Annotated in this window: 24 protein-coding genes; 14 read left to right on the top strand and 10 right to left on the bottom strand. The window is 68.5% G+C overall.

Going from position 1 to position 27,000, the window contains the following annotated elements:
• Positions 1-5: 5 nt before the first annotated feature.
• The 4 genes from C8P69_RS05195 to C8P69_RS05180 form a co-directional block, all read right to left on the bottom strand.
• On the bottom strand, positions 6-1,226 hold the full coding sequence (locus C8P69_RS05195; RefSeq protein WP_108174806.1) for a class I SAM-dependent RNA methyltransferase: 1,221 nt from the start codon (positions 1,224-1,226) through the stop codon (positions 6-8).
• Positions 1,223-1,960: a TlyA family RNA methyltransferase gene (locus tag C8P69_RS05190; protein WP_108174805.1), complete on the bottom strand. Its 738-nt coding sequence runs from the start codon at positions 1,958-1,960 to the stop codon at positions 1,223-1,225. The genes C8P69_RS05195 and C8P69_RS05190 overlap by 4 nt, the downstream gene beginning before the upstream one ends.
• The gene (dxs, locus tag C8P69_RS05185; RefSeq protein ID WP_108174804.1) at positions 1,957-3,885 is read right to left on the bottom strand and encodes a 1-deoxy-D-xylulose-5-phosphate synthase; all 1,929 of its coding nucleotides are present in this window, start codon (positions 3,883-3,885) and stop codon (positions 1,957-1,959) included. The genes C8P69_RS05190 and dxs overlap by 4 nt, the downstream gene beginning before the upstream one ends.
• Before the next feature lie 196 nt (positions 3,886-4,081).
• Complete coding sequence (locus C8P69_RS05180) at positions 4,082-4,999, bottom strand: pirin family protein (RefSeq protein ID WP_108174803.1); 918 nt, start codon at positions 4,997-4,999, stop codon at positions 4,082-4,084.
• Positions 5,000-5,421: 422 nt separating this feature from the next.
• Between C8P69_RS05180 and C8P69_RS05175 the strand changes: the two genes are divergently transcribed.
• On the top strand, positions 5,422-5,736 hold the full coding sequence (locus C8P69_RS05175) for a GIY-YIG nuclease family protein (RefSeq protein WP_108174802.1): 315 nt from the start codon (positions 5,422-5,424) through the stop codon (positions 5,734-5,736).
• 188 nt (positions 5,737-5,924) lie between these two features.
• Here the strand turns inward: C8P69_RS05175 and C8P69_RS05170 are convergent, their stop codons facing one another.
• Positions 5,925-6,713, bottom strand: a complete 789-nt coding sequence (locus C8P69_RS05170; protein WP_108174801.1) for an SDR family oxidoreductase — start codon at positions 6,711-6,713, stop codon at positions 5,925-5,927.
• 194 nt (positions 6,714-6,907) lie between these two features.
• On the opposite strand from C8P69_RS05170, the gene C8P69_RS05165 reads away from it, so the two are divergent.
• The gene (locus C8P69_RS05165) at positions 6,908-7,885 is read left to right on the top strand and encodes a VOC family protein (protein ID WP_108174800.1); all 978 of its coding nucleotides are present in this window, start codon (positions 6,908-6,910) and stop codon (positions 7,883-7,885) included.
• Between the two features lie 7 nt (positions 7,886-7,892).
• Here the strand turns inward: C8P69_RS05165 and C8P69_RS05160 are convergent, their stop codons facing one another.
• Positions 7,893-8,711: a DUF1194 domain-containing protein gene (locus tag C8P69_RS05160; RefSeq protein ID WP_108174799.1), complete on the bottom strand. Its 819-nt coding sequence runs from the start codon at positions 8,709-8,711 to the stop codon at positions 7,893-7,895.
• A 219-nt stretch (positions 8,712-8,930) separates the two neighbouring features.
• Here C8P69_RS05160 and C8P69_RS05155 point away from each other — a divergent pair, with 219 nt between their 5' ends.
• The 5 genes from C8P69_RS05155 to C8P69_RS05135 all read left to right on the top strand — a co-directional run bounded on the left by C8P69_RS05155 (position 8,931) and on the right by C8P69_RS05135 (position 14,718).
• Entirely contained in the window at positions 8,931-9,860 is a 930-nt protein-coding gene (locus C8P69_RS05155) for a histone deacetylase family protein (protein ID WP_108174798.1), read from the top strand.
• A 30-nt stretch (positions 9,861-9,890) separates the two neighbouring features.
• Positions 9,891-10,151 (top strand): exodeoxyribonuclease VII small subunit, encoded by a 261-nt coding sequence (locus tag C8P69_RS05150; RefSeq protein ID WP_108174797.1) that lies wholly within the window; start codon positions 9,891-9,893, stop codon positions 10,149-10,151.
• Positions 10,152-10,300: 149 nt separating this feature from the next.
• Entirely contained in the window at positions 10,301-10,594 is a 294-nt protein-coding gene (locus C8P69_RS05145) for a hypothetical protein (RefSeq protein WP_108174796.1), read from the top strand.
• 359 nt (positions 10,595-10,953) lie between these two features.
• Positions 10,954-12,627, top strand: a complete 1,674-nt coding sequence (locus C8P69_RS05140) for an MFS transporter (protein ID WP_108174795.1) — start codon at positions 10,954-10,956, stop codon at positions 12,625-12,627.
• Positions 12,628-13,029: 402 nt separating this feature from the next.
• Positions 13,030-14,718, top strand: coding sequence for a methyl-accepting chemotaxis protein (locus C8P69_RS05135; RefSeq protein WP_108174794.1), 1,689 nt, complete (start codon positions 13,030-13,032; stop codon positions 14,716-14,718).
• 13 nt (positions 14,719-14,731) lie between these two features.
• On the opposite strand, the gene C8P69_RS05130 is transcribed toward C8P69_RS05135, so the two are convergent.
• Together C8P69_RS05130 and C8P69_RS05125 are read right to left on the bottom strand one after the other, a co-directional pair.
• The gene (locus tag C8P69_RS05130; RefSeq protein WP_108174793.1) at positions 14,732-15,103 is read right to left on the bottom strand and encodes a DUF2147 domain-containing protein; all 372 of its coding nucleotides are present in this window, start codon (positions 15,101-15,103) and stop codon (positions 14,732-14,734) included.
• 147 nt (positions 15,104-15,250) lie between these two features.
• On the bottom strand, positions 15,251-16,939 hold the full coding sequence (locus C8P69_RS05125) for a methyl-accepting chemotaxis protein (protein WP_108174792.1): 1,689 nt from the start codon (positions 16,937-16,939) through the stop codon (positions 15,251-15,253).
• A gap of 353 nt (positions 16,940-17,292) precedes the next feature.
• Between C8P69_RS05125 and miaB the strand changes: the two genes are divergently transcribed.
• The 7 genes from miaB to metK all read left to right on the top strand — a co-directional run bounded on the left by miaB (position 17,293) and on the right by metK (position 25,475).
• A complete protein-coding gene (gene miaB, locus C8P69_RS05120) occupies positions 17,293-18,693 on the top strand; it encodes a tRNA (N6-isopentenyl adenosine(37)-C2)-methylthiotransferase MiaB (RefSeq protein WP_108174791.1) in 1,401 nt (466 codons plus the stop codon).
• Positions 18,694-18,771: 78 nt separating this feature from the next.
• Positions 18,772-19,809 (top strand): PhoH family protein, encoded by a 1,038-nt coding sequence (locus tag C8P69_RS05115; RefSeq protein WP_108175529.1) that lies wholly within the window; start codon positions 18,772-18,774, stop codon positions 19,807-19,809.
• Entirely contained in the window at positions 19,806-20,321 is a 516-nt protein-coding gene (gene ybeY / locus C8P69_RS05110; RefSeq protein WP_108174790.1) for an rRNA maturation RNase YbeY, read from the top strand. Before C8P69_RS05115 ends, ybeY begins: the two co-directional genes overlap by 4 nt.
• On the top strand, positions 20,308-21,636 hold the full coding sequence (locus C8P69_RS05105) for a hemolysin family protein (protein ID WP_170118125.1): 1,329 nt from the start codon (positions 20,308-20,310) through the stop codon (positions 21,634-21,636). Before ybeY ends, C8P69_RS05105 begins: the two co-directional genes overlap by 14 nt.
• An 81-nt stretch (positions 21,637-21,717) precedes the next feature.
• Positions 21,718-23,331, top strand: a complete 1,614-nt coding sequence (gene lnt / locus C8P69_RS05100; protein ID WP_108174788.1) for an apolipoprotein N-acyltransferase — start codon at positions 21,718-21,720, stop codon at positions 23,329-23,331.
• Positions 23,332-23,533: 202 nt separating this feature from the next.
• Positions 23,534-23,953, top strand: coding sequence for a helix-turn-helix domain-containing protein (locus tag C8P69_RS05095; RefSeq protein ID WP_108174787.1), 420 nt, complete (start codon positions 23,534-23,536; stop codon positions 23,951-23,953).
• 256 nt (positions 23,954-24,209) lie between these two features.
• Entirely contained in the window at positions 24,210-25,475 is a 1,266-nt protein-coding gene (gene metK, locus C8P69_RS05090) for a methionine adenosyltransferase (protein ID WP_245901875.1), read from the top strand.
• Positions 25,476-25,536: 61 nt separating this feature from the next.
• Here the strand turns inward: metK and C8P69_RS05085 are convergent, their stop codons facing one another.
• Positions 25,537-26,082 carry a hypothetical protein gene (locus C8P69_RS05085; protein ID WP_108174785.1) on the bottom strand — a complete coding sequence of 182 codons (546 nt, stop codon included), beginning with the start codon at positions 26,080-26,082 and terminating at the stop codon, positions 25,537-25,539.
• A gap of 202 nt (positions 26,083-26,284) precedes the next feature.
• A complete protein-coding gene (locus tag C8P69_RS05080) occupies positions 26,285-26,836 on the bottom strand; it encodes a hypothetical protein (protein WP_108174784.1) in 552 nt (183 codons plus the stop codon).
• Positions 26,837-27,000: the final 164 nt, after the last annotated feature.

Raw genomic sequence — 27,000 nt, 5'->3', positions numbered from 1 at the left:
TGGTCTCACCGCTCGAAGGTCGCCACCAGTTCCACATGCGCCGACCAGCGGAACTGGTCGACCGGCGTCACCGTGCCGAGGGTCCAGCCCGCATCGGTGAGGATTGCCGCATCCCGGGCGAAGGTCGCGGCATTGCAGGAGACGGCGACGATGCGGCCGATATCGGCTTTGGCGAGCAGCTTCACCTGCGCCTCCGCGCCCGCCCGCGGCGGGTCGAAGACGACCGCGTCGAGGCCCTTGAGCTCAGCCGCGAGCAGGGGGCGGCGGAAGAGGTCGCGGGCTTCCGTCTGGACGGGCTTGAGGCCGCTCGCCTTGCGCAACGCCTGGGCGAGGGAGGCGATGGCCGGCGCGTCGGAATCGACCGCGCGCACCTTCGCCTTGGCCGCGAGGCGCAGCGCGAAGGGGCCGATGCCGCAGAAGAGGTCGGCAACGCTCCTGGCCTTGCCGACGCCGGCGAGAACCAGGTCCGAGAGCACGGCCTCGCCGGCCTCCGTCGCCTGCAGGAAGGCGCCGGCCGGCAGCGGCACGGCCATGCCGGCGATGACGATGCTCGGCACCTCGCGCTGCATGATGAGGTCGCCGTGATTGGTGAGGCGCACGAGGCCGGCCGCATTGGCGGCGGCGATGAGGCCGAGGCGCTCGCGCTCGCTGAGCCTGCCGGCGCCGCGCAGCTCCATGTCGAGGCCTTGCGAGGCCGCGGTCACCTGGATGTCCAGCGGCTTGCCGAGACCTTCCAGGGCCGTTGCGATGCGCCGTGCCGCAGGCAGGGCGTTGGCGAGGGATGGCGCCAGCAGCGGGCAGGCCTCGATCGGCACGATGGCGTGGCTGCGGGCGGCGGCGAAGCCGACGACGAGGCGGGTGCCGGAGCCGCGGCGCGCATGGAAGGTGACGCGCCGCCGCCCCGTGCCGCGCGCATCGATGGTCGGTGCGATCTCCGGCCTGAGGCCATGCTGGCCAAGGGTGGCCGCGACGATATCGCGCTTCCACGCGAGATAGGGCGCGTCGGCCCAGTGCTGCAGGGCGCAGCCGCCACAGGTGCCGAAATGCGGGCAGGGCGGCGACACGCGGTCGGGGCTGGGGCTGAGGATCGTGGCTGGCGCAGCGCGCTCCTCGTCGCCCTCCACCTCCACCACCTCGCCCGGCAGCGTGTAGGGCACGAAGCGGCCCTCGGCGACGCCATCGCCGCGATGGCCGACATGGGCGATGGTGAGGCGGGTGGTCGTCACGGCCGCACCCCATGGATCAGCACTTCGCGGTTGCCGTCGCCGCCGGCGATGGGGCTGTCGATCTGGCCCGCGATGCGCCAGCCGAGCCGCTCGGCCTCGCCACGCACCCGGAGGATGGCCACGCCCCGGGCCGCCGCGTCGGTGACGATGCCGTTCTTGCCGACATGGGCGCGGCCGACCTCGAATTGCGGCTTCACCAGCGCCACCAGCTCCGCCTTGGGCGCCAGAAGCGCCGTGGCGGCGGGGAGGACCAGCGCCAGCGAGATGAAACTGACATCGATCACCGCGAGATCGGGGATGGCGGGGAGGTCGCCGGGCGTGAGGCGGCGCACATCCGTGCCCTCCATCAGCGTCACGCGCGCATCGCCGCGCAGGCTCGCATGAAACTGGTCGCGGCCGGTATCCACCGCGATGATCCCCGCCGCGCCCTGCGACAGCAGCACGTGGCTGAAGCCGCCGGTGGAGGAGCCGACATCGAGGCAGGTGCGGCCAGCCGCGTTCACCCCGAAGGCCGCCAGCGCGGCCGCGAGCTTCACCCCGCCGCGCGACACCCAGGGATGGGGCTGTTCCGCCGTGATGGCGGCGCCGTCGGCGATGGTCTCGGACGCCTTGCGCAGGACGCGCCCGTCGACGCTCACGAGGCCCGCGGCGATCGCCTCCTGGGCGCGGGCGCGGCTGTCGAAATGGCCGCGCTCCACCAGCACCACGTCGGCGCGCGCCCGTTTGCCGCTCAAGCCCTCAGCACCCCTCCGACCGCTGGCACAGCGCCGCGGCCGAGGGCCTCGAAGACCTTGGCGACGATGCCCTTCGCGTCGAGCCCGGCCGTCGCATACATGGCCTCGGGCTTGTCATGGTCGAGATAGACGTCGGGCAGCACCATCGAGCGGACGCGGCAGGCCCCGTCGAGGAGGCCGGCATCCGAGAGCGCATGCAGCACGAAGGAGCCGAAGCCGCCGATGGAGCCTTCCTCGACGGTGATCAGCACCTCGTGCTCGCGGGCGAGGCGGGTGACGAGGTCCAGGTCGAGGGGCTTGGCGAAGCGGGCATCGGCCACGGTCGTCGACAGGCCGAGCGCGCCGAGGTCCTCGGCGGCGCGCAGGCATTCGGCGAGGCGGGTGCCGAGCGACAGGAGGGCGATGCGCGTGCCCTCGCGGACGATGCGGCCCTTGCCGATGGCGAGCGGCACGCCCTCGGCCGGCAGGTCGACGCCGACACCCTCGCCGCGCGGATAGCGGAAGGCGATCGGCCCCTCGTCGAAGGCGGCGGCGGTCGCGACCATGTGGACGAGCTCGGCCTCGTCGGCCGCGGCCATGATGGTCATGCCCGGCAGGCAGCCGAGATAGGCGACGTCGAAGGAGCCGGCATGGGTGGCGCCATCGGCGCCGACGAGACCGGCGCGGTCGATGGGGAAGCGCACGGGCAGGCCCTGGAGGGCCACGTCATGCACCACCTGGTCATAGGCGCGCTGCAGGAAGGTCGAGTAGATGGCGCAGAAGGGCTTGTAACCCTCGGTCGCGAGGCCCGCCGCGAAGGTCACGGCATGCTGCTCGGCGATGCCGACATCGAAGGTGCGGGCGGGATAGACCTTCTCGAACAGGTCGATGCCGGTGCCCGACGGCATGGCCGCGGTGATGGCCACCACCTTGTCGTCCTTGGCGGCTTCCTTGATCAGGCTCTCGCCGAAGACCTTGGTGTAGCTCGGCGCATTGGCCTTGGCCTTGGCCTGCGTGCCCGTCACGACGTCGAACTTCACCACGCCATGATACTTGTCGGCGCTGGCCTCGGCGGGGGCATAGCCCTTGCCCTTCTGCGTCACGACATGGACGAGGATCGGCCCGAAATCGGCGTCCCGGACGTTCTTCAGCACGGGGAGCAGGTGATCGAGATTGTGCCCATCGATGGGCCCGACATAGTAGAAGCCCAGCTCCTCGAACAGCGTGCCGCCGGTGACGAAGCCGCGCGCATGCTCCACCGCCCGAGTCACCGTGCGGTCGATGGTCTTGCCGAGGCGGCTCGTCAGCTGCTTCCCGATGTCGCGCAGCTTCAGATAGGTCTTGCCCGAGGCGAGACGCGCCAGATAGGCCGACATGGCGCCGACCGGCGGGGCGATCGACATGTCGTTGTCGTTGAGGATGACGATCAGCCGCTCGTGACGGGCGCCGGCATTGTTCATCGCCTCATAGGCCATGCCGGCGGACATGGCGCCGTCGCCGATCACCGCGATGACATTGGTGTTCGCGCCGGAGAGGTCGCGCGCCACGGCCATGCCGAGGCCGGCCGAGATCGAGGTCGAGGAATGCGCCGCGCCGAACGGGTCGTACTCGCTCTCCGAGCGCTTGGTGAAGCCGGAGAGGCCGCCGCCCTGGCGCAAGGTGCGGATGCGGTCGCGCCGGCCGGTGAGGATCTTGTGCGGATAGGTCTGGTGGCCGACATCCCAGATGATGCGGTCGGCGGGCGTGTCGAAGACGTAGTGCAGGGCCGTGGTCAGCTCGATGACGCCAAGGCCCGCGCCGAGATGGCCGCCGGTCACCGAAACGGCCGAGATGGTCTCGGCACGCAGCTCGTCGGCGACCTGCCTAAGCTGGTGTTCAGGCAGCTTGCGCAGGTCGGACGGGATGCGGATCGTGTCGAGGAGCGGCGTGTCGGGGCGGTCTGTCACTCGTCTCACCAGGCCAAGGACGTCAGGGGCGGTCTCAGGGCTTCCTACGCAGGGAAGGCCATGTCGGACCCGCCGAGCGCCACGCCTGAGCGTGCTCTCGTAGGCGGGACGGGTTACACCACAGCGCCGCCCGGCGCAATGCGACGGGGGCGTGACGGCCCTGCCGCTGCGAAGCGATCGTCCTTTGGCCTGCCAATCATTCCGGCAGCGGAATGAACTCCTCCTCGTCGCCGGGGACCGTGTCGAAACGCTTCTGCTTCCAGTCCTCCTTGGCCTGTTCCAGCCGCTCCTTGGAGGAGGAGACGAAGTTCCACCAGATGAGGCGCGGACCGTCCATGGTGGCGCCGCCGCAGAGGATCAGCCGCGCCGGGCGCGTGGCCGAGAGCGTGATGCGGTCGCCGGGGCGCAGCACCAGCAGCTGGCCGGGCTGGAACAGGTCGCCCTGGACGTCGATCTCGCCGGAGACGACATAGATGCAGCGCTCCTCGGTGTCGGCATCGACGGGAAGCTTCGCCCCGGCCTCCAGGGAGATGTCGCCATAGATGGTCGGCCAGTTCTGCGTGACCGGCGATGTCGCGCCATAGAGCGAGCCCATCACCACGCGGATGGTCTTGCCCTCGCCGGTGATGACCGGGAGCTCGCGCTCCTCCACATGCTCGAAGCCCGGAGCCGTCTCCTCGTGGGTCTTTGGCAGGGCGACCCAGCTCTGGATGCCGTGCAGCTTGTGGCCGGAGGCCTTGAGCGCCGGGTCGGTGCGCTCGGAATGAACGATGCCGCGACCGGCGGTCATGAGGTTCACCTCGCCCGGCCGCACCGGAACATAGGTGCCGAGGGAATCCCGGTGCTGGATCTCGCCCTCGAACAGATAGGTGACGGTGGACAGGCCGATATGGGGGTGGGGCCGCACGTCGATGCCGCCGCCATCCTTGAACTCGGCCGGGCCCATCTCGTCGAAAAAGATGAAGGGGCCGACCATGCGGCGCTTGGCGAAGGGCAGGGCGCGTCTGACGGTGAAGCCGCCGAGGTCGTGGGTGCGCGGCACGATGAGCATCTCGATCGCGTCGCAGGACAGCGTGTCGCCGGGGGTCGGATCAGGCGTCGGGGCGAAGGACATCGCGGGGCTCCTCGGATGGGGCGTCGATGTCGCAGAGGCTATCGGAGGCGGGGGGCGAGGGCGACCGGCAATCGGGCGCGCAGGGCTTGCGGGGATGCAAGGAAATGGGGGTCGAATGCGTCGGAAAGGCGGCGCGGATGCCTTGGCGATGTGCCCGTCATGTCGGGCGCTTCCAAACCTCTCCCCGGCGGGGAGAGGTCGGCCGCAGGCCTACGCAGGAACCACTGCCGTCACCCCCGGCGAGGCCCAAAGCGAGGTGCGAACGCATCTCGCGTTCGCTCGATGCTTTGAGGCCGAGGGAAGGGGGTCCAGAGTTCACAAGGGCGGCTGGTCCGGCGGGTAGGAACCACCCCGATGATCAGGCGGCGACTGACCCGGCTATCTTCGCCGTAACTCTGGGGCAGCCTGTTGCGAGATCTCGTATGCGATCGAGAGGCCCGTTCTACGTCTACATCCTCGCCAACCGTCGCCACGGCACCCTGTACGTTGGCGTCACCAATGACATCTCCCGCCGCACTTTCGAGCATCGTACGGGCGTGGGAGCTGTCTTCACCCGCCGCTATTCCGTCCATCGCCTAGTCTGGATGGAACCTTATGACAGGGTTGCCGAAGCCATCGCCCGAGAAAAGCAGATCAAGGGTTGGAATCGGGCCTGGAAAATCCGGTTGATCGAAAGCAGCAATCCTGAATGGCGCGACCTGCATGAAGAGCTCGCCGGGCGGGGGCAGTCAGGATAGTGGACCCCCTTCCCCTCGCTTCGCTCGGCCGGGGGTGACGGGTGGTGGGCCGTCCCGGTCGTAAGTTTAACCGCAAAGGCTGGCTAGGGGGGCATTCGCCGCGGGGGGTGAAGCCCCCGCAGCGAAGGCTAGCATGCCGGGGAGCGGGAATGAGGGCAGCCCAATTCGAAGGCCGCCCGCTCCCATCCTCAGACGTTCTTCGTCGCGCCGCCGTCGACGCGGATCTTCGAGCCGGTGATGTAGCCGGCCTGCTCCGAGCAGAGGAACGCGGCGGTCGCGCCGAACTCGGCGGCCGTGCCGAGGCGCCCGGCCGGGATCGTGGCGATCGAGGCGGACTGGATGTCCTCCATCGACTTGCCGGAGCGCTTGGCATTGGCCTCGTCGAGCTCGCGGATGCGGTCGGTGGCGATGCGGCCTGGCAGGATCATGTTGACGGTCACATTGTCCTTTGCGACCTCGGTCGACAGGGTCTTCGACCAGCCGACGATGGTCGAGCGCAGGGCGTTCGACAGGGCGAGGTTCGGAATCGGGTTCTCGACGCCGGAGGAGGCGACCGTGAGGATGCGGCCCCACTTGCGGGCGCGCATGCCCGGCAGGACCTTGGCGGTGATCTGGAAGACCGGCTCCACCATGGTCTTGAAGTACTTCGCCCATTCGTCACCCGCGACTTCCGTGGCGGGCTTGGCGGGCGGGCCGCCGGTATTGTTCACGAGGATGTCGATGCGCCCCAGCGTCTTCTCGGCGAGCGCCACGATCTCCTCCACCGCGCCCTCGGCGCCGAGGTCCGCGGCCATGCCATAGGCTTTGCCCTTGCCGCGCGCGGTGATCGCCTCGGCATTGGCCTTGATGCGATCGGCGGTGCGGCCGACCAGCATCACGGTCACGCCTTCGGCGGCGAGCGCTTCAGCAATGCCGAGTCCGAGACCGCGGCTCGAGGCCAGAACGAGGGCTTTCTTGTCGGACAGGCCGAAATCCATGTCATCCTCCGTAGGGAACGGCGCGCAGATGAGCCCGAAGTGCCCGGGGATGCAAGAGGACGGCACGCGGGACAGGTCGGCGCCGGGTGGAACGTCCGGCGCCCTGCTCGCCCGAATGTGATGGTGCAGCGCAGCGACGTGAACACCAGTGGCGCCCCGGCCGTGGCATGAGGCGAGCAACAGGGGGGCCTGCCATGACCATTGCCATCACGCGTCGTCGCATCATCGAACTCACCGGTGCCGCAAGCATCGCCGTTGCCACGGCCGCCGCGCTGCGCGCCGAGGGCGCTATGCCCGCCGGCACGGCGCCGGTCGTGGTCGCCCATGCGACGCCGTTGCGCATCGGCGCGGTCAGCCTGGTCGTCCGCGACCTGGATCGTGTCGCCGCCTTCTACCGCGATGTCATCGGTCTCGCGGTGCTGGAGCGCCGGGCGGATGGCGCATCGCTCGGCGTCGATGGCACAGCCCTTCTGCACCTTGTCCATCGCCCTGCCGCGCCCTTCGAGGCGCAAGGCTCGGCCGGCCTCTACCACACCGCCTTCCTCATGCCGACGCGCAAGGACCTCGCCCGCTGGCTGGTCCATGTCGCCGCGAACCGCGTGCGCCTCACCGGCTTTGCCGACCATCACGTCAGCGAGGCGGTCTATCTCGACGATCCCGAGGGCAACGGCATCGAGGTCTATGCCGACCGCCCGCCGGAGCGCTGGCGCTGGGACGGCGCGGCGGTCACCATGACCACCGAGCATCTCGACATCGACGACCTCGTCTCGCTCACCAATATCCGCGTCCCCGATTATGCCGCCGCGCCATCAGGCCTGCGCATCGGCCATGTCCACCTCAGGGTCGGCGACACCGACCGCGCCGCCGCCTTCTATGGCGGGCTCGTTGGCCTCGACATGACCCGCCAGCGGCCGGGCGCGGCCTTCATGTCGGCCGGGCGCTACCATCACCATCTCGGCCTGAACGTCTGGCAGAGCCGCGGCGCCGGCCCGCGCGACCGCGCGGCGACCGGCCTCGGCTGGTTCTCGCTCGAAGCGGCGAGCGCCGAGCTTCTGGAGGCGCGGCGCGACAAGCTCGCCACGGGTGGCGCCAGCGTCATCTCCGTGCCGGGCGGCATCGAGACGAGCGATCCCTGGGGCACCAGCGTCCGGATCGTGCCGCGCCCGGCCTGATCGCCGGTCAGTTGCGCTCCCAGCGCTCCCGCCACAGCCGCTCGCCGGCAAGGCAATCGGCCTTCTGGTTCTGGGCCGGGACGATGCCGGGCATGTCGGGCAGCGGCCAGACCGGCGTGATGCCGGCGACCTCGAGGATCAGCTTGCGCCGCGTCGCGGTGACGAATTCCTCGGGCGTGGTGATCGGGATCATGAAGGAGCCCGGCCCGCCGACCACGCAGTCCTGATAGTAGACGTCGAGATTAGGAATATCGACGAAGCGCTGGTTGGCGCGCGGCATGAGGATGGGCAGGCCGTTGATGACGATGCCCTTGGCGAGGGCGTCGTCGCGGGCGATTTCCACGTGGGGGCCGCTGTTGTTGGAGCCGTCGCCCGACACGTCGATGACCCGGCGCATGGCGCGGATGCCGGATTTCTGGATCAGCTCGGCGCTCGCCTCGATGCCGCCGGAGATCGAGGTGCGGAAGGCCCGCCGGTAGGGCTTGGCTTCCAGCTCGGCGGCGAAGGCGCGGGCGCTCTCCGGTCCGTCGATGATGCGCCAGTCGATGACCACCTGCCGCTCGTGATGGCCAGCCCATTCGAGATAGGCGATGGCGATCTTGCCGATGAGCCCCTTGCGGATGGCGTCGATCACCTCCTGCGAGGTGATGGCCTTGATGTAGCCCTCGCGCTGGAGGCGCTGTTCCTCCGGGTCCATCGAATAGGAAATGTCGACCGCCAGGACGATCTGTACATCCACTTCCGTCACCGCCGCGCGGTTCTGGGCGAAGGCGGGAAAGGCCACCGCACCGAGCAGCGACACGACGAGGATCAATGCACGGATCATGAAAAACCCCGAGCAATGGGCCGAACGTCATCAGCCTGACACAAGGTGACCCAGGGGGAAACGCATGATCCTCGCCGCTCCACGCTGCAACGCAGCGCCTCCCATCACGATTGCGTGGGCGCAATTGGTTGCACCGGCCGCGCCGTGGTTCCATCATTGCCCGCGGAGCGGCCCCGGCGCGGGCCGGCTTCCCGCCAGTGCATCGAGGGGCCGGCCGCTGTGACCACACTCGTCATCTCCCACGCCAAGTGCCTCGAGCACCAGACGCCCTTCGGCCATCCCGAGCGTGCCGACCGCCTCAGGATGATCACCCACGTGCTGGAGCACGAGCGCTTCGCGGATCTCGCCCGCGACGAGGCGCCCGAGGCCCCGGTGGAGGCCATCATCCGCGTCCATCCGCCGGAATTCGTCGACAAGCTGCAGAATGCCACGCCCTTCGTCGGCCTGGTCCACGTCGATGGCGACACGACGCTGTCGCCCGGCTCCTACGAGGCGGCGCTGCGCTCGGCCGGAGGCGGCATCTTCGCGGTGGACGAGGTCATGGCCGGCAAGGTCAGCAACGCCTTCGTCGCGACCCGCCCGCCCGGCCATCACGCCGAGACGGCGACCGCCATGGGCTTCTGCCTGTTCAACAATGCCGCCATCGCCGCCCGCCACGCCCAGGCGCGGCACGGCGCCGAGCGCGTCGCGATCATGGATTTCGACGTCCACCACGGCAACGGCACGCAGGACGTCTTCTGGTCCGACGCCTCGGTCATGTACCTGTCGACCCACGAAATGCCGCTCTATCCCGGCACGGGCGCGCCGAGCGAGACCGGCGCCCACAACCAGATCGTCAATGCGCCGCTGCGCGCCGGCGATGGCGGCGACGAGTTCCGCGAGGCCATGGACACGGTGATCCTGCCGCGCATGCGCGCCTTCCGGCCGGACCTCGTCATCATCTCCGCGGGCTTCGACGCCCACGAGCGCGACCCGCTCGCAAACATCAACCTCAACGAGGCCGATTTCGCCTGGGCGACCAAGCGGATGATGGAGGTGGCCGACGAGTCCTGCGGCGGCCGCGTCGTCTCGCTGCTGGAGGGCGGCTATGACCTCGAAGGCCTCGGCCGTTCCGTCGGCGCCCATGTCATGGCATTGATGCGCGGCTGACCGACCGATTCCCACCGCGAGAGTTCCGCCATGAGCGACACCAGCGCCGCCTCCCATGCCGACGTCGCCGGCCTCTCTTTCGAGAAGGCGCTGGGCGAGCTGGAGGCCATCGTCACGCGGCTGGAGCGGGGCGACGTGGCCCTCGAGGAATCGATCGCCATCTACGAGCGCGGCGAGGCGCTGAAGAAGCGCTGCGAGGCGCTGCTGCGCGACGCCGAGGCGCGGGTGCAGAAGATCACCCTGGCCGCCGACGGCTCGCCCTCCGGCACGACGCCGCTCGATCCGGGCTGATCACGGCGGCATTAACGTTACGTCAAACATTCCCGTCCCGCCCTGTGACGCAGGCTTAACCTCTTGGTAAGACCGCGCTGTCGGTGGCTTCACCGATGGCCGGACCGGCAAGGACCGCCGGCCTGTTCCGCGTATCGAGGGGAAGTTCCATGCGTATCACCCTGAAGGGCGCCGCCGTCGCGCTCGCCCTGTCGCTCTCCGCCGTCGTCGCCGCTGCCCCGGCCGCCCAGGCCAAGCCGAAGGTCATCGTCGCCGGCACCAGCGCCGCCGCCAAGTGGTCGACCATCGGCATCATCGGCGTCGCCAGCGTCCTCGTCGGCTATGACATCATGCGCCGCTTCGGCTGCACCGGCGACTTCCTGCGCCTGGGCGGCCCGGGCTTCGACGGCCCGGTCGGCAACAACGCCATCATGCCGCCGCGCCGCTGCACCCCGGCCCGCTGATCGGCCATCCACCATCGCTTGTCGACGCCCGGCCGCCCCCGCGGTCGGGCGTTGTCGTTTCGGGCTGGCGTGGCACCAGCCGAGCCCAAAACCGATTGAGATTGCGCGTATCGGCATACCTGCGGCTTTGGGACGCAGGCCTCCGACATCGCGTCGCAGAGCGGGGGAGGGAACGATTCCAATGTCTTCCCGCGGCGCACCATGGCGCGGCCCCGCCATTCCCTACCAAAGTCTAAACGGCCTCGGGTTGTAGGGGATACTGCTTAGGTTAGCTGTCTGTCTGCAGGGCCTAACGCCCGCCTAGTGGGGAAATTGCCATGACGACAGCAACACCGACGGTGGATGAACGAACGCGTCCGATGACGCGGGAAGAGAAGAAGGTCATCCTGGCCTCCTCGGCCGGCACCATCTTCGAATGGTACGACTTCTATCTCTACGGCTCGCTGGCCGCCATCATTGGCGCCCAGTTCTTCTCGGCCTTCCCGGAAGCCACGCGCAACGTCTTCGCGCTGCTGGCCTTCGCCGCCGGCTTCCTTGTCCGCCCCTTCGGTGCGCTGTTTTTCGGCCGCCTCGGCGACATGGTCGGCCGCAAGTACACCTTCCTGATGACCATCCTGATCATGGGCATCTCGACCTTCGTGGTCGGCCTGCTGCCGAGCTACGAGACGATCGGCTGGATCGCCCCGGTCATCCTCATCATCCTGCGCATGCTCCAGGGCCTGGCGCTGGGCGGCGAGTATGGTGGTGCCGTCGTCTATGTGGCCGAGCACGCGCCCAACCATCGCCGCGGCTTCTACACCTCGTGGATCCAGACCACCGCGACGCTCGGCCTGCTGCTGTCGCTGATGGTCATCCTCGCGGTCCGCTCCTGGACCGGTGAGGCCGCCTTTGCCGCCTGGGGCTGGCGCATCCCCTTCCTGCTCTCGATCTTCCTGCTCGGCATCTCGCTCTACATCCGCCTGCAGATGGAGGAGAGCCCGGCTTTCGCGAAGATGAAGGCGGAAGGCACCGGCTCGAAGGCGCCGCTCTCCGAGGCCTTCGGCCAGTGGAAGAACGCCAAGTTCGCCGTCATCGCCCTGCTCGGCCTCGTCGCCGGCCAGGCGGTCGTCTGGTACACCGGCCAGTTCTATGCGTTGTTCTTCCTGCAGAGCATCCTGCGCGTCGACATGTACACGGCGAACGTGCTCATCGCCTGGTCTCTGCTCCTCGGCACCGGTGGCTTCATCATCTTCGGTTCGCTGTCGGACAGGATCGGCCGCAAGCCGATCATCCTCGCCGGCTGCGTGCTCGCTGCGGTGACCTACTTCCCGGTCTTCAAGTTCATCACGGCGACGGCGAACCCCGCCCTCCACGCCGCGCATGAGCGGACCAAGGTCACGGTCATCGCCGACAAGGAGCAGTGCTCGTTCCAGTTCAATCCGACCGGTACGGCGCGCTTCACCTCGTCCTGCGACATCGCCAAGGCGCTGCTCGCCCGCTCCTCGGTGAACTACTCCGTCGAGGAGGCTCCGAAGGGCGCGATCACCAAGATCCGCGTCGGCACGACCGAGGTCGCGGCCTACGACATGTCGAAGCTGACGGGTGATCAGGTCCGCACGGTGCCGGCCGAGTTCACCCGCGCGGTGAATGCGGCCCTTGCCGCCGGCGGCTACCCGCCGCCCGGCGCGCCGAACCCGACCACGGTGAAGATGAATCACTTCTTCGACCTGTTCAACGCGCAGGTCTTCCCGCTGGTCCTCGTGCTGACCTACCTCGTGGTGCTCGTCACCATGGTGTACGGCCCGATCGCCGCGGCGCTGGTGGAACTCTTCCCGACCCGCATCCGCTACACCGGCATGTCGCTGCCCTATCACATCGGCAACGGCTGGTTCGGCGGCCTGATGCCCGCCACGTCCTTCGCGATGATCGCGCAGACCGGCGACATCTATTACGGCCTCTGGTACCCGATCGTCATCGCCATGGTGACCGTCGTGATCGGCGCGATCTTCGTGCCCGAGAATAAGGACAAGGACATCTTCGCCGACGCCCGGTGAGGATGCACCCGCCGCGCCCCGGCGCGGCGGAAACGGCCTCAAGACAAACGCCCGGTTGCGGAAGCAGCCGGGCGTTTCCGCATCGGAATGTGCAATAGTTTCTGTGAAAACAACAGGGCGATGCCGCCTCGCGGTATGGTTGTTCCGTAAGGGAATATAACCCCGAGGACGTTTCAGTAGGCTGCTTTATGACGATGTATGTCTCAATCGTGCATCCCAATATGAATCGATTAAAAGAAATAAGAGTTTGAAATCGTTCCAAATATAATGTTTATCTCGCATTATGACATTGTATAGATGAATGTCAAATACGACGGTTGCTGACGGAATGTCAGGGAATGTTTCAATGTTAATTGGTTTTTAAAGGATCAAAGACAGAAGGGATGGCGAGGAGAACTCGCTATGGCCCTGTTTCGCAATCTCGGTATCGGCCCGAAGCTGCTATCGGTCGTCGCCTTCCTGATCGTCGTGATCGGCCTCGTTGCCGCGGCGGGGCTCTCCGCCGTCTCCGTGACCAGCACCAGCGGGCAAAACGTCCGGGCGGCCAGCGAGATGCTGCAACATGCCGGCCGCGGCACCGCCAATCTGCTGAGCTATGCGCGGGCCGTCGAGTTCATCCCGCTGGAACTGCCGGCGGAGGAGCGTCGTCGCTTCTATGACCAGGCCGTCGACGAAGCGGGCCGCTTCGAGCGGCGCCTGCGCGAAATCGTGACTGCCGACACGGCCGGTCGATTCACCCGCGAGATCGCCCAGATCCGTGACCGCCTTTCGACCTACCAGGCGGCGCGCGAGCAGGTCTGGACCAGCGCCCAGGCCGGGGACCTGGAGAAGTCGGGACGCATCGCCTTCGAGGCGGCGCCCGTCGTTGCCGAGATGCGGGAGGCGATCCGCCGCGTCGAGGCCGAGGTCTTCAAGCAGTTCACCGAGCAGGGCCAGGCCATGGATGCCGCCGCCCGGGAGGCCTATTGGGTGGTCGGCCTTGTCGGCTCGGCCGGCGCCCTCGTGGGTCTCGTCTTCGCAGTCTGGGTCGTCATCTGGGGCGTGGTGCGACCGCTCCTCGCCATGACCGGCGCGATGCGCAGCGTCGCTGCAGGGGACCTCGCTGTCTCCATCCCCGCCGTGGGGCAGAAGGACGAGGTCGGCCAGCTCGCCGATGCCCTCCAGGTCTTCCGCCGGTCCGCCGAGGACAACCTCGCGCTGCGCGCCGCGCAGGAGGCCGAGAAAGCGCGGGCTGAAATAGCCCAGCGCGAGATGATGGCCCGGGTGGCGAGCGAGTTCGAGGCTGCCGTGGGCGGCATCGTCGAGGCGGTGTCGGCCTCGGCCGCCCAGCTCCGCTCCTCCGCCGAGGGGCTCTCGGCCTCCGCGGAGGAGGCCTCCGGCCGGACCGCGACCATCGCCGCCGCCTCGGAGCAGAGCTCGGTGAACATCCAGACCGCCGCGGCCGCGGCCGAGGAAATGGCCGCATCCGTCCGCGAGATCGCCGGCCGCGTCGCCCGGTCGGCCACCATGGCCGCCGAGGCGGTCAGCACCGCCGACGGCACGGCCGCCTCGATCCAGGAACTGGCCGGCAAGGTCAACGCCATCGGCGCCATCGTCGAATTGATCAGCGGCGTCGCCGGCCAGACCAATCTCCTGGCGCTGAACGCCACCATCGAGGCCGCGCGGGCGGGTGAGGCCGGCAAGGGCTTCGCCGTGGTGGCGGCCGAGGTGAAGGGTCTCGCCGACCAGACCGCCAAGGCGACGACCGAGATCGCCCGCCAGATCGCGGCCATCCAGGAGGCAACCTCGGGCTCCGTCCGCTCCATCGGCGGCATTGCCGGCAACATCCGCGAGATCAATCTCGTCGCGACCGAGATTGCCGCGGCCGTGGAGGAACAGACCGCCGCGACCACCGAGATCGCCCGCAATGTTCAGCAGGCCTCCGCCGGCTCGACCGAGGTGTCCTCGAACATCGTCAATGTGTCGGGCGTCATCTCAGCGACCGGGGGCTCGGCCAGTGAGCTCCTCGCCGCCGCACGCGAGCTCTCCGTCCAGGCAGACCGGATGCGGAGCGAGGTGAAGGCCTTCCTCGGCAATATCCGGGCGGCTTGACGGGAAGCGGCCCTCAGCGGGCCGCCGTCCACGTCACCTCGCGGCAGAGCAGCCGGCCAAGGATGCAGCCCTTGGTGCTCATCTGCTGGCCGTTCGAGGTGATGATGATGTTGTAGCTGCGCTGCCGCTTCGGGTCGAAGGCGGTGCCGGCGAGGCGCCCGCCGCCTTCCGGCGCCAGCGTCATGATGAGGCGGTCACCCACCTCCTCGCCGTTGCTGGTATCGCCGATCCACACATTGGTGGCGCAGACCTTGTCGCCGCAGGGGGCGATGCGGACGCGGGCATTGCCGTCGCCGCGCATCCAGGTGCCGTCGATCGTGTTGGCGCTGGCGGCCGTGGCCGACAGGATCAGGCCGGACGCCGCAAGAAGGGACAGGAACCGCATGGATCATCTCCGCCGATGGTCATGACAGGCTGACTACGGCGGAGGTCGCGATCCGGTTCCCGCCGCGCTGCAAAAAAGTCGGCAAACAGCGCGCCGGGTCAAGCGATGAGGCGGGGGTGGGACGACGTGACGCCGTCCCGCCCGAGGTCAGGCCGCCCGCACGGTGGCGAGGAAACGGTCCACCTCGCTCTTCAGGCGGACGCCCTGCTGCGAGAGCTCCTGCGCGGCCGAGAGGACCTGCGTGGAGGCCGAACCGGTCTCGACGGCGCCCTGGTTCACCTCGACGATCGAGGTGGCGACCTCCACCGTTCCCTTGGCCGCCTGCTGGACGTTGCGGGCGATCTCCTGCGTCGCGGCGCCCTGTTCCTCCACCGCCGCGGCAATGGCGGCGGCGACATCGGACACCTCGACGATGGTGGCGCCGATCATCTGGATGGAGGCGGCAGCCTCGCGGGTCGCCGCCTGCATGGCGGTGATCTGCGCGCCGATGGCCTCGGTCGCCTTGGCGGTCTGGCCGGCGAGCTGCTTCACCTCGGAGGCGACCACCGCGAAGCCCTTGCCGGCCTCGCCGGCGCGCGCCGCCTCGATCGTGGCGTTGAGGGCGAGGAGGTTCGTCTGCTCGGCAACGGCGGTGATCAGCTTCACCACCTCGCCGATGCGGCCTGCCGCGTCGAGGAGCTCGGTGACCTTGGTATCGGTCGCCTTGACGTCGGCCACCGCGGCCCGCGCCTTGGCATTGGAATGCTGGACCTGCCGGGCGATCTCGTGGATGGACGAGGTCATCTCGTCGGTGGCGGCAGCGACCGCCTGGACATTGCCGGAAGCCTGCTCTGAGGCGGCAGCCACCATGCCGGACTTGTGCTGCGTGGCTTCGGCCGTGCCGGTGAGGGTCGAGGCGGCGGCCTCCAGCTCGGTCGAGGCCGAGGACACGGTCGAGACCACCTCGCCGACGGAATGTTCGAACTCCGCCACGGCAGCGGCGACGACATCGGCGCGGCGCTCCTTGGCGGCCTGCTCGGCCTCCCGCTCGGCGGCGAGGCGGCGGCTCTCGATGAGGTTTGCCTTGAAGGTCTCCAGGGCGCCCGCAAGCTTGCCGATCTCGTCCGCCTGGCCGAGGGCCGGCACCGCGACGGCGGTGTCGCCATCCGCGACCTTGAGCATGGCCTCCGTCATGGCGTTGAGCGGCCGGGTGATGAAGCCGATGAGGATGAAGCCGGCGAGGGCAAGGCTGGTGACGACGCCGACGGCCAGAACGATGCCGATGCTCCACTTCGCCTGGGTCAAGGCTGCGTCGGAGGCGGTGACGGCGTCGTTCTGGCGCTGCATGGCTCGGTCCTCGAGGCCGCGCATCACCTGCCGGATCGAGGCGATGATCCCCGCCGATTCGAAGGCGATCTTGCCGGCGTCGTCGAAGGCGCCGTCACGCGACAAGGCCTTGATCCGCTGGCCGCGCTCCTCGTGCTGCGCCAGAAGCTGGCGCATCTTGGCCACGTCATCGCGTCCGGCCTGCTGCCGTGCGCCGGCCTCAAGCTGCTCCAGGCGGCGACGGAAGCGAGCCGCCTCATCGACCACCTGCTTTTCAAAAGCCTCCCGCTCGGCGATCGGCATCTCGATCGGCAGGAATTCGACTGCCCGGGCATAGGAGAGGAGGTTCGCCGTGCCCCGGCCCGCCTGTTCGACGCGAACGACCGAGGCCTCGATTTCCCTTCGGGCGTCATGGATGGCACCGAAGCCCCAGAAGGCCGTGGCCGTCACGATGAGCATGGTGGCGAGCAGGAGGCCCATCGCGATGAGGATCTTCGGAGCGATGGGAATGTTGCGGAGAAGGCGGTTCATGAGAGCGGTGCGTCCATATGACCCAAGGTAAGGACGACAGAAAGCGCCTTGGAAATTAATAAAATGCGTCGGATAAAGAATAATCTGACCCCTATCCGATACAAATTGTCACCAGGATGTCGAATGTCTCGTGTCTTGGTGGAAATTAACCGTGTCTCGCACGGAAAAGGTGTTACGCAACCATGCGGTGTATCGAGATTTAACAGGAAATCTACAGGATCATGGCTGCGAATGCCGTAGCGGAAAGTGAATATCGTTTCGCGAGAGATGTTCCGCGATGTGCACCCATGGCTTGCCGGGCCTGCCGGCGTGAGGCCCTTAACGCCCCCGGATGAACCCGCTATAGGCAAGACATGAGCCAGTCTCCGCCCAATCCCGCGCCGAAAGCCGTCTACGTCAAGTCCTACGGCTGCCAGATGAACGTCTATGACAGCCAGCGCATGGCGGATGTCATGGGCGCCGAGGGCTATCGCGAGGTCGCGACCCCGGAGGAGGCCGACCTCATCCTCCTCAACACCTGCCACATCCGCGAGCGGGCCGCCGAGAAGGTCTATTCCGAGCTCGGCCGCATGCGGGTCCTGAAGGAAGAGGCGAAGGCTGCGGGTCGCGAGGTGCTGGTGGGGGTCGCCGGCTGCGTTGCCCAGGCGGAGGGCGAGGAGATCGTCCGCCGCGCCCGCGTGGTCGACCTGGTGGTCGGCCCGCAGAGCTATCACCGCCTGCCGGATCTCGTGGCGCGCGCCACGCAAAAGCCTGGGGTCGTCGATACCGAGTTTCCGGCCGAGGACAAGTTCACCAAGCTGCCGACGGCGACCGTCGCCTCGACCCGTTCCCGCGGCCTGACCGCCTTCGTCACGGTGCAGGAGGGCTGCGACAAGTTCTGCACCTTCTGCGTGGTGCCCTATACCCGCGGCGCCGAGGTCTCGCGGCCGGTCTCCCAGGTCCTTGCCGAAGTGGAGAAGCTCGCCGCTGCCGGCGTGCGCGAGATCACGTTGCTGGGCCAGAACGTCAACGCCTATCACGGCCTCGGTCCCGATGGCGCGGAATGGACGCTGGCGCGACTGCTGTATCGCCTCGCCGAGGTGCCGGGCATCGCGCGGCTGCGCTACACGACGAGCCATCCGCGCGAGCTCGGCGATGACCTCATCGCCGCCCATCGCGACCTCGCGGCGCTGATGCCCTATCTCCACCTGCCGGTTCAGTCGGGCTCCGATGCGGTGCTGAAGCGGATGAACCGCAAGCATGGGCGCGACGAGTATTTCCGCCTCGTCGACCGCATCCGCGAGGCCCAGCCGGACATCGCGCTGACCTCCGATTTCATCGTCGGCTTCCCCGGCGAGACCGATGCCGATTTCGCCGACACGCTGGACCTCGTCCGCCGTGTCGGCTTCGCCTCGGCCTACACCTTCGCTTACTCCGCGCGCCCCGGCACGCCCGGCGCCGAAATGGACGGGCACCTTCCGGAACCGCTGAAGACCTCGCGGCTTCATGAATTGCAGGCGCTGGTCGCCGGGCAGCAGCGGGATTTCCAGGAAAGCCTGGTCGGCCGAACCGTGGATGTCCTCTTCGAGAAGCCGGGCCGCAAGCCCGGCCAGGTCGTCGGCCGCTCGCCCCATCTCCTGCCGGTCCAGGTCATCGGACCGTCGTCTCTGGTCGGCAGCATCGTCCCTGTGCGAATCACGGCGACGAAGACAAACTCGCTGGATGGCGTTCTCGTCGGGAACGACCATATGATGTCAGTGCATGCGGCAGAGTGAACGGAACCACGTGAACGAAGGACGGCGCGGTTGAAAAATCCCAGCGGGGGCGGCTTCGGGCCGAATAGCGGGCGCAACATTCCCTGGCTTGCGACCGATGACGATGCGGCCGAGGCCGAGATCACCCTCTCCTTCGACGACAACCGCCTCGCCAGCCGATTGTTCGGCCAATACGACCAGAACCTTGCCTTCATCGAGAAGCGGCTCGGCATCCGCGCCACGGCCCGCGGCAATCTCGTCAATCTCGTCGGACCCGCCGATCCCTGCGAGCAGGGCAAGGTGGTGCTGGAAAATCTCTATGCGCGGCTGAAGAGCGGCCACGACGTCAATCTCGGCGATGTCGACGGAGCCATCCGCATGACGACATCGCAGGGCTCGCTCTTCGAGGCGGACGGCGCGCCGCGCCTCGGCCACGAGGAAATTGTCACCCGCAAGCGCACGGTGCGCGCCCGCACCCCGGCGCAGGACGCCTATATCCGCGCCCTGAAGCGCCACGAGCTGGTCTTCGGCATCGGCCCGGCTGGCACCGGCAAGACCTGGCTCGCCGTCGCGCAGGCCGTCGCCCTTTTGGACAAGGGCATGGTCGATCGCCTCATCCTCACCCGCCCGGCGGTGGAAGCCGGCGAGCGGCTCGGCTTCCTGCCCGGCGACATGAAGGAGAAGGTCGATCCCTATCTCCGCCCGATCTATGACGCGCTCTATGACCTCATGGACGCGCCGCGGGTCGAGCGGGGCATGCAGTCCGGCATGATCGAGATCGCGCCGCTCGCCTTCATGCGCGGCCGTACCCTCACCAATGCCGTCGTCATCCTCGACGAGGCGCAGAACACCACCTCGATGCAGATGAAGATGTTCCTCACCCGCCTGGGCGAGAACTCCCGCATGATCATCACCGGCGACCCCACGCAGGTCGACCTGCCGTCCGGCATGAAGTCCGGCCTGTCCGAGGCGCTCGACCTGCTCGACGGCGTCGAGGGCATCGCCCAGAGCTACTTCAGCGAGGACGACGTGGTGCGCCACGAGCTCGTCGGCCGCATCGTGCGGGCCTATGAGGCGGCGACGCGGTCGGGCGAGCATGCAGCGCCCCACCAGCCGCGACGCATGCGCGGATCATGACCCTCGGACAGGTCGACGCCGCACCGATCGAGACGGATATCGCGGTTCTCTCCGACCTCTGGGAGGCTCTCCCGGAGGCCGAGACCGTAGCGCGCCGCGCCGTGGCCGCCGTGGCCGCGCGCGCCGACATTCGCGTGCCCCCCGATGCGGAACTGTCGCTGGCGCTCGCCGACGACGCGATGGTGCGCAACCTCAACCGCGACTATCGCGCCAAGGACAAGCCGACCAACGTCCTGTCCTTCCCCGCGCCGCACGGCCCGCTGCTCGGCGACGTCATCATCGCCTGGGAAACGCTGCTGCGCGAGGCCGAGGAGGAGGGCATCACGCCGGCCGACCACCTCGCGCACTTGACGATCCATGGCCTCTTGCATCTTTTGGGCTATGATCACGAGACCGAAGCCGAGGCCGTGGCGATGGAGGCGCTGGAAACAGCCATCCTCGCAGGGCTCGGCATCAAGGATCCCCACGCGGCCGGGCGCATGACGCCCGATGGAACCGATGCCCGACCCTAGCGACAGTCGATACCGAACCACCGCGGCAGAGGCCGCAACGACCCCCGCATCCCCCGAGGCGACCCCGGAAGGCCCCAGAGCCGAACGGGTACCTGACCGCCACGACCGCTGGATCGACCGGCTGCTCAGCCGGCTGCGCCTGCGATCGGCGACCTCGGCCCGGCAGAATCTCGAGGACGTGCTCGAGGACAATGCCCCCGCCGCCGCCGGCTTCACGCCGGAAGAGCGGTCCATGCTCCGCAACATTCTCGACCTGCGCGAGAGCCGGGTGAATGACCTCGCCCAGCCGCGCGCCGACATCATGGCGGTGCAGAAGGACATCTCGCTGGCCGCCCTCATGCAGTCCTTCGAGGATGCCGGCCATACCCGCCTGATCGTCTTCGACGACACGCTCGATGATCCCGTCGGCATGGTCCACATCAAGGACCTGGTGAAGCATCTTTTCGCCGAGGCGAAGAAGGCGACGCGCAAGCGCCGCACGCGCGCCAAGGCCGGCGAGGCGCCGGACGCTGCCTCCGCCAAGCCCGAGGCGCCGAAGGTCAATGGCGGCCTCGACCTCGGCGCGGTCGACCTCTCGGTCCCGCTCGCCGCCACGCGGCTCATCCGCCCGATCCTCTTCGTTCCCCCCTCCATGCCGGCCATCGATCTGCTGGCGCGCATGCAGGCGACGCGCATCCAGCTCGCCCTCGTCATCGACGAGTACGGCGGCACGGACGGGCTCATCGCCATGGAGGACATCGTCGAGAGCATCGTCGGCGACATCGAGGACGAGCACGACGTCGACGACGGCAAGACCGTCTCGCAAACTGCCGATGGCGCCTATGTCGCCGATGCCCGTGCACGGCTCGAGGAGGTGCGCGAGGTGGTCGGACCTGACTTCGACCCCGGCGCGGAGGTCAGCGAGGAGGTCGACACGCTCGGTGGCTATCTCACCGTCCTTGCCGGCCACGTGCCTGTCCGCGGCGAGTTGCTGGCAGGCCCGTGCGAGCTCGAGTTCGAGATCATCGATGCCGATCCGCGCCGCGTGAAGCGGGTGAAGATCACCCGCGGGCGCGGCCTCATCAGCCGCCCGGCCCCGGTGCGCGGCCGGCGCCGCGACGAGGAGGACCAGGCCGCGGCGGCAGCGCTCGCCTCCGATCCCGCGCCGGCGGCAGGCCCCGCCGCCGCCATGGCGACACGGTCCGCGGCGCCCGCAGCGGACCTGCCGGTGGCGTCCGCCGGTCCGGTCGAGGCCCCGCAGCCCTTGCCCTCGCCGGCCACCCAGGCCCAGCGCCCCCCTCCCGCCAAACCGCCCGGATCCGAGGCCGGCGCTTGACCGGCGGGCGGGCCTGCCCGACACGGGGGCCATGACGACAGCGCTCCGCGATTCGGCCGGCCCTGCGCCGGGCCTTGCCCGGTGACCGCCGCAGCCCTCGCGCGGGCCGTCATCCTCGCCTGGGGATGGCGGCGCACCGCCCTGGCCTTCGGCGCCGGCGCGCTGGCCGCCTTCGCCATGCCGCCCTTCGGCGCCTTCCCCGTGCTCGCCGTCAGCCTGCCGGTGCTCGTCTGGCTGGTGGACGGGGCGGCGGCCGCCGGTGGCGGCTGGCGCACGCTGATGGCGGCGGCGCGCACCGGCTGGTGGTTCGGCTTCGGCTACCACCTCGCGGGATTGTGGTGGATCGGCGCGGCCTTCCTCGTCGAAGCGGACCGCTTCGCCTGGCTGCTGCCGGTGGCGGTGACGCTGCTGCCGGCCGGCCTCGCGCTCTTCACCGCCATCGGCACGTTCATCGCCCGGCTGCTGTGGCGGCCGGGAGCCCGCCGCATCCTGGCGCTGGCGCTTGGCCTCACCATCGCCGAACTGCTGCGCGGCACGGTGCTCACCGGCTTTCCCTGGAACCTCTACGGCTATGCGCTGACGCAATATCCGTGGCTCGCCCAGGGCGCGGCCTATGCCGGGGTCTACGGCCTGACCCTGCTGACCGTCATTGTCTTCGCGAGCCCCTCCGTTCTCGGCGACGAGGACCTGTCGCCCATGCGCCGCTTCGCCGTCCCCGCGGGCGCGGCGCTGACGCTCATGTGCCTCGCGCTCGTCGGCGGCTGGCGCCTGTCGGGCGCCGACACTGGCTCGGTGCCGGGCGTGCGGCTGCGCATCGTCCAGCCCGACATTCCCCAGGACCAGCGGTTCCGCCCGGAGGCGCGGGACGAGATCCTCGGCCGCTATGCCCAGCTCTCGGACAAGCCGACCTCGCCGGAGCGCTCCGGGATCCGTGACGTGACCCACGTGATCTGGCCGGAATCCGCCTTCCCCTTCTTCCTGATCTGGGACCGCGAGGCGCTGGCGAAGATCGCCGACCTCGTGCCCCCCGGGGTCACCCTGATCACCGGCGCCGCCCGCCCCGAGGAGCCGCTGCCCGGCCGCCGCGAGCCGCGGGTCTTCAACTCAGCCTATGTGATCGACCACGAGGGCACGATCGGCCAGACCTACGACAAGGTGCACCTCGTGCCCTTCGGCGAGTACCTGCCGTTCCAGGACCGGCTTGAAGCCATGGGGCTCGAGGCGCTTACCCGCCAGCGCGGCGGCTTCTCGGCCGGCGACCGCCGCCGCACCCTGCTGATCCCCGGCGCGCCGCCGGCGGGCATCCTCATCTGCTACGAGGTGGTCTTCCCCGGGGCCGTGACCGCCTCGGACCGCCGGCCGCAATGGCTGATCAATGTCACGAACGACGCCTGGTTCGGCATGACGCCGGGCCCTTACCAGCACCTGCACCAGACCGCGGTCCGGGCGCTGGAGGAGGGGCTGCCGATGGTGCGCGCCGCCAATAACGGCGTCTCCGCCGTCATCGATCCCTATGGCCGGATCCTGCGCTCACTGCCGCTCGGCGCCCGCGACGTGCTTGATTCGGACCTGCCCCGCGCCCTGCCGCCCACCGTGTTTTCCCGCGCTGGTCACGTGCCGCTGGCGGTTGTACTGGGCGGTATTGTGATGATCCTGCTCCGTAGGGGAAGGCAGCGCATCATACAATCCACATGATGGGTATTGGGTTGCGGTAATTTACTTGTAACGATCTGGACAATTGGCCATAAGCAAAAAACCCTGATGCGGAACCCCATGGTTGGTGCGGTCAATCATGAGTGCTAAGGTTGTACAACCGCCTGCGTGATCGTGCGCGGTGAGCCTGGGGAGGCTGCTGGGTGGGTCAACTGAGGACGTGCCGAGGCACGGAGAAGCGCTGATGGTTGTCAAGAAAACCCCGAATCCCATCGACAAACACGTCGGCAGCCGCGTCCGAATGCGCCGCATGATGCTCGGCATGAGCCAGGAAAAGCTGGGTGAACGTCTCGGTCTGACTTTCCAGCAGGTCCAGAAATACGAAAAGGGCACCAACCGTATCGGCGCGAGCCGGTTGCAACAGATCGGTGCCATCCTCTCCGTCCCAGTCTCCTTCTTCTTCGAGGGTGCGCCGTCCGGTGAGCCGGCTCCCGAAGGTGGCTTCTCCGACGTCAGCGCCGCCTCCTACGTCGCCGATTTCCTGTCGACCAGCGAAGGCCTCGCGCTCAACCGCGCCTTCATCCGGATCAAGAACCCCAAGATCCGCCGCAAGATCGTCGACCTCGTCTCCTCCATTGCCGGCGACGACGACGAGCCGGCCTGATCTCCGCAAAAGCTGCGCCAGATCGCCTCGCCGCGTTCTTTTTTGCGAACGAACCGGTCTTTTTGCCAGTTTCGGACTTGACCGAAGAACGCGCTGTTGCCAGAACCTCGGCCGCTTGGGCGTCGGGAAAGCGCGCGTCCCCGGCGGCCGCGCGCCCTGAGGGTGCGCGGATGTTCAAATCCGGTTCATGGAACCGTCGCTAGCGACGGTCCGCGTCCCGCGATCCCCGTGGGCTTCTGTTTCTGGAGGACGGTTCGTGTCCCGCAGTTCCTATCTCTTCACGTCGGAATCCGTGTCCGAAGGACATCCGGACAAGGTCTGTGACCGCATCTCCGACGAGATCGTCGACCTGGTCTTCAAGGAGGCCGCCAAGGCCGGCGTCCCCGCCGCCTCCGTGCGCATCGCCGCCGAGACGCTCGCCACCACCAACCGCGTCGTCATCGCCGGCGAGGTCCGCGTGCCCGACTCGCTCCTGAAGAAGGGCAAGGACGGCAAGGTGCTGAAGGACGCCCACGGCAACCCGCTGGTGAACCCTTCGAAGTTCAAGTCCGTGGCGCGCAAGGCCATCAAGGCCATCGGCTACGAGCAGGACGGTTTCCACTGGAAGAAGGCCAAGATCGACGTGCTGCTGCACCCGCAGTCCGCCGACATCGCCCAGGGCGTTGACGAGGCTGGCAACAAGGACGTCGGTGCCGGCGACCAGGGCATCATGTTCGGCTATGCCTGCCGCGAAACCCCCGAGCTCATGCCGGCGCCGATCTACTACGCCCACAAGATCCTCGAGAACCTGACCAAGTACCGCAAGGCCGGCGAGAAGGGCTGCGAGAAGCTCGGCCCCGACGCCAAGAGCCAGGTCACCATCCGCTACGAGAACGGCAAGCCGGCCGCGGTCACCCAGATCGTGCTGTCGACCCAGCATCTCGATCCCAAGCTGACCTCCAAGGACGTGCAGAAGATCGTCGAGCCGGTGATCCGCGAGACGCTCGACGGCCTCGAGATCGCCAAGGACTGCAAGTGGTGGATCAACCCCACCGGCAAGTTCGTCATCGGCGGTCCGGATGGTGACGCCGGCCTGACCGGCCGCAAGATCATCGTCGACACCTACGGCGGCGCTGCCCCCCATGGCGGCGGTGCCTTCTCCGGCAAGGACCCGACCAAGGTCGACCGCTCGGCCGCCTATGCCGCGCGCTACCTCGCCAAGAACGTGGTCGCCGCCAAGCTGGCCGACCGCTGCACCATCCAGCTCTCCTACGCCATCGGCGTTGCCAAGCCGCTGTCGATCTATGTCGACCTGCACGGCACGGCGAAGCCGGGCGTTGACGAGGCGAAGGTGGAGAAGGCGCTGGCCGAGGTCATGGACCTGTCGCCCCGCGGCATCCGCGAGCATCTCGGCCTGAACAAGGCCATCTACGCCAAGACCTCGGCTTACGGTCATTTCGGCCGCAAGGCCGGCCGCGACGGCAGCTTCTCCTGGGAGAAGACCGACCTCGTCGCCAAGCTGAAGGACGCCGTCGCCGCCTGAGGCGACGCGCACCGACGGATCAGGGAAGGGGGCCTCGCGGCCCCCTTTTCCGTTTCCGGCCTCAATCGGCGGATGCGCCGTCGAGCATGGCGCAGGTGCGCATCGGCGCCGCCGCGAGCTCCAGGTCGCCATCGGCGGCGCCGAAAGGCAGCACCACCACCCGTGTCTCCGCCTCGCCGAGCGGGATGAACTTAAGGCCCGACGTCAGGGAGAGGCGGGCGCTCCGCGCGCCGGCGCCGAGGGTGACGGTGGTGTCGCCGGCCTCCTCGGCGCTGTCCTGCGACAGGAACCCCATGCAGCCGGCCCCGTTCGGCATGGGATCGACGCAGGTGGCGCGGTAGCTGAAGATGCCGGGCTGGTCGCGGCGGGTGAGGATCACGGTGATTTCGGCAACGGCGGGATCGCCGGGCTTGAGCGGCGTTGCCCGCGTGACCGCGAGCGTCAGCGACTTGACGGTCTGGGCCGCTCGGGCGCTGAGGTCGGCCGCCGAGAACTGGCGGGAGAAGCACGCTCCCTCGCCGGTCTGGACGAGATCGGTCAGGGGATCGGCCTTCGCGGCCGTCAGGGCCGCCAGGGTCGCCAATGCGACGAGAAGGGTGCGGGTCATGGTTCCGGGCCCGGGGTTGGTACGATTGACCCAACCATCGGCCGGAAACATTGCGCGCTTATGTTGCAACGCAACATGATGCGCTGCTAAGGCTGCAGATGTCGTCTGCGGCAAGGGCTCGACCAAGGTCGACCGCTTGGCCGCCTATGCTGCGCACTACGCATGGCCAAGCCGGCGTTGACGAGGCCATGCCGGCCACCGCTCAGAGCCGGGCGGACGGGTCCGACAGCCCACACGCTGCGAGCGGGGCCCGGGTGAGCGTGAGCCGCCCGTCAGCGGCGCCGAACGGCAGCACCACGACCTCCGGATCCGCCGCATTCCGCGGCACGACGGCGAGGCTCGACGCCAGCGAAAGCAGGGCCTGCCGCGCACCGGGTCGGATGACAACGGAGGCTTCGCTGGCTTCTTGGGGGCTGCTCGGCGGCAGGTTCCCCAGACAGCCGGCCCCGCCCGGAATCTCGTCGGCGCAGATCGCGCGGTACACGAAGGTGCCGGGACGGTCGGTTCGCTGGAAGGTGACGCGGATCTCCGCCACGGCCGGATCGTCTGGCCGGAGCCGGTCCGCCCGGGTCACGGCGAGGGTGAGGGACCGCAACCGCTGTCCCGCCTCGCGGGCGGCACCGGTGAACTGGCGGGTGAAGCAGGCGCTGTCACCATCGCGGACCAAGGCGGTCAGACGGTCGGCATGGGCTGTTGCGGCGCTGGTCGCTACCGTAGCGACGGCTGCCAGCGCGGCGAGGGTCTTGCGGGTCATGGCGGGAAGGCTCGCAGTTGAATGAACGTGGCCCGCAACATCCGCCTGTCCTGTTGCCGCAAGATGCTGCATTGCAGCGCCGCATGCTGCCAAGGCTTCCGCGCCAAATGCGGCGAGGCCCTTGCCAACCAGCCGCCTTGCCCCGATGAAGGCCCTCCCGTTGC

The organism is Phreatobacter oligotrophus (genome assembly GCF_003046185.1).
GTDB lineage: Bacteria > Pseudomonadota > Alphaproteobacteria > Rhizobiales > Phreatobacteraceae > Phreatobacter > Phreatobacter oligotrophus.
The sequence above is the reverse complement of the archived record's forward strand: the minus strand, read 5'-3'. Positions and strand labels throughout refer to the sequence as shown.

Excerpts from the sequence above, each read along its gene's own strand:
- C8P69_RS05150 (WP_108174797.1), top strand. The coding sequence starts at position 9,891 with ATGAGCGACACCAGCGCCGCCTCCCATGCCGACGTCGCCGGCCTCTCT.
- ybeY (WP_108174790.1), top strand. The coding sequence starts at position 19,806 with ATGACCCTCGGACAGGTCGACGCCGCACCGATCGAGACGGATATCGCG.
- C8P69_RS05135 (WP_108174794.1), top strand. The coding sequence starts at position 13,030 with ATGGCCCTGTTTCGCAATCTCGGTATCGGCCCGAAGCTGCTATCGGTC.
- C8P69_RS05170 (WP_108174801.1), bottom strand. The coding sequence starts at position 6,713 with ATGGATTTCGGCCTGTCCGACAAGAAAGCCCTCGTTCTGGCCTCGAGC.
- C8P69_RS05095 (WP_108174787.1), top strand. The coding sequence starts at position 23,534 with ATGGTTGTCAAGAAAACCCCGAATCCCATCGACAAACACGTCGGCAGC.
- C8P69_RS05145 (WP_108174796.1), top strand. The coding sequence starts at position 10,301 with ATGCGTATCACCCTGAAGGGCGCCGCCGTCGCGCTCGCCCTGTCGCTC.
- C8P69_RS05180 (WP_108174803.1), bottom strand. The coding sequence starts at position 4,999 with ATGTCCTTCGCCCCGACGCCTGATCCGACCCCCGGCGACACGCTGTCC.
- C8P69_RS05160 (WP_108174799.1), bottom strand. The coding sequence starts at position 8,711 with ATGATCCGTGCATTGATCCTCGTCGTGTCGCTGCTCGGTGCGGTGGCC.
- C8P69_RS05080 (WP_108174784.1), bottom strand. The coding sequence starts at position 26,836 with ATGACCCGCAAGACCCTCGCCGCGCTGGCAGCCGTCGCTACGGTAGCG.
- C8P69_RS05125 (WP_108174792.1), bottom strand. The coding sequence starts at position 16,939 with ATGAACCGCCTTCTCCGCAACATTCCCATCGCTCCGAAGATCCTCATC.
- C8P69_RS05085 (WP_108174785.1), bottom strand. The coding sequence starts at position 26,082 with ATGACCCGCACCCTTCTCGTCGCATTGGCGACCCTGGCGGCCCTGACG.
- C8P69_RS05140 (WP_108174795.1), top strand. The coding sequence starts at position 10,954 with ATGACGCGGGAAGAGAAGAAGGTCATCCTGGCCTCCTCGGCCGGCACC.
- C8P69_RS05130 (WP_108174793.1), bottom strand. The coding sequence starts at position 15,103 with ATGCGGTTCCTGTCCCTTCTTGCGGCGTCCGGCCTGATCCTGTCGGCC.
- C8P69_RS05175 (WP_108174802.1), top strand. The coding sequence starts at position 5,422 with ATGCGATCGAGAGGCCCGTTCTACGTCTACATCCTCGCCAACCGTCGC.
- miaB (WP_108174791.1), top strand. The coding sequence starts at position 17,293 with ATGAGCCAGTCTCCGCCCAATCCCGCGCCGAAAGCCGTCTACGTCAAG.
- C8P69_RS05105 (WP_170118125.1), top strand. The coding sequence starts at position 20,308 with ATGCCCGACCCTAGCGACAGTCGATACCGAACCACCGCGGCAGAGGCC.
- C8P69_RS05165 (WP_108174800.1), top strand. The coding sequence starts at position 6,908 with ATGACCATTGCCATCACGCGTCGTCGCATCATCGAACTCACCGGTGCC.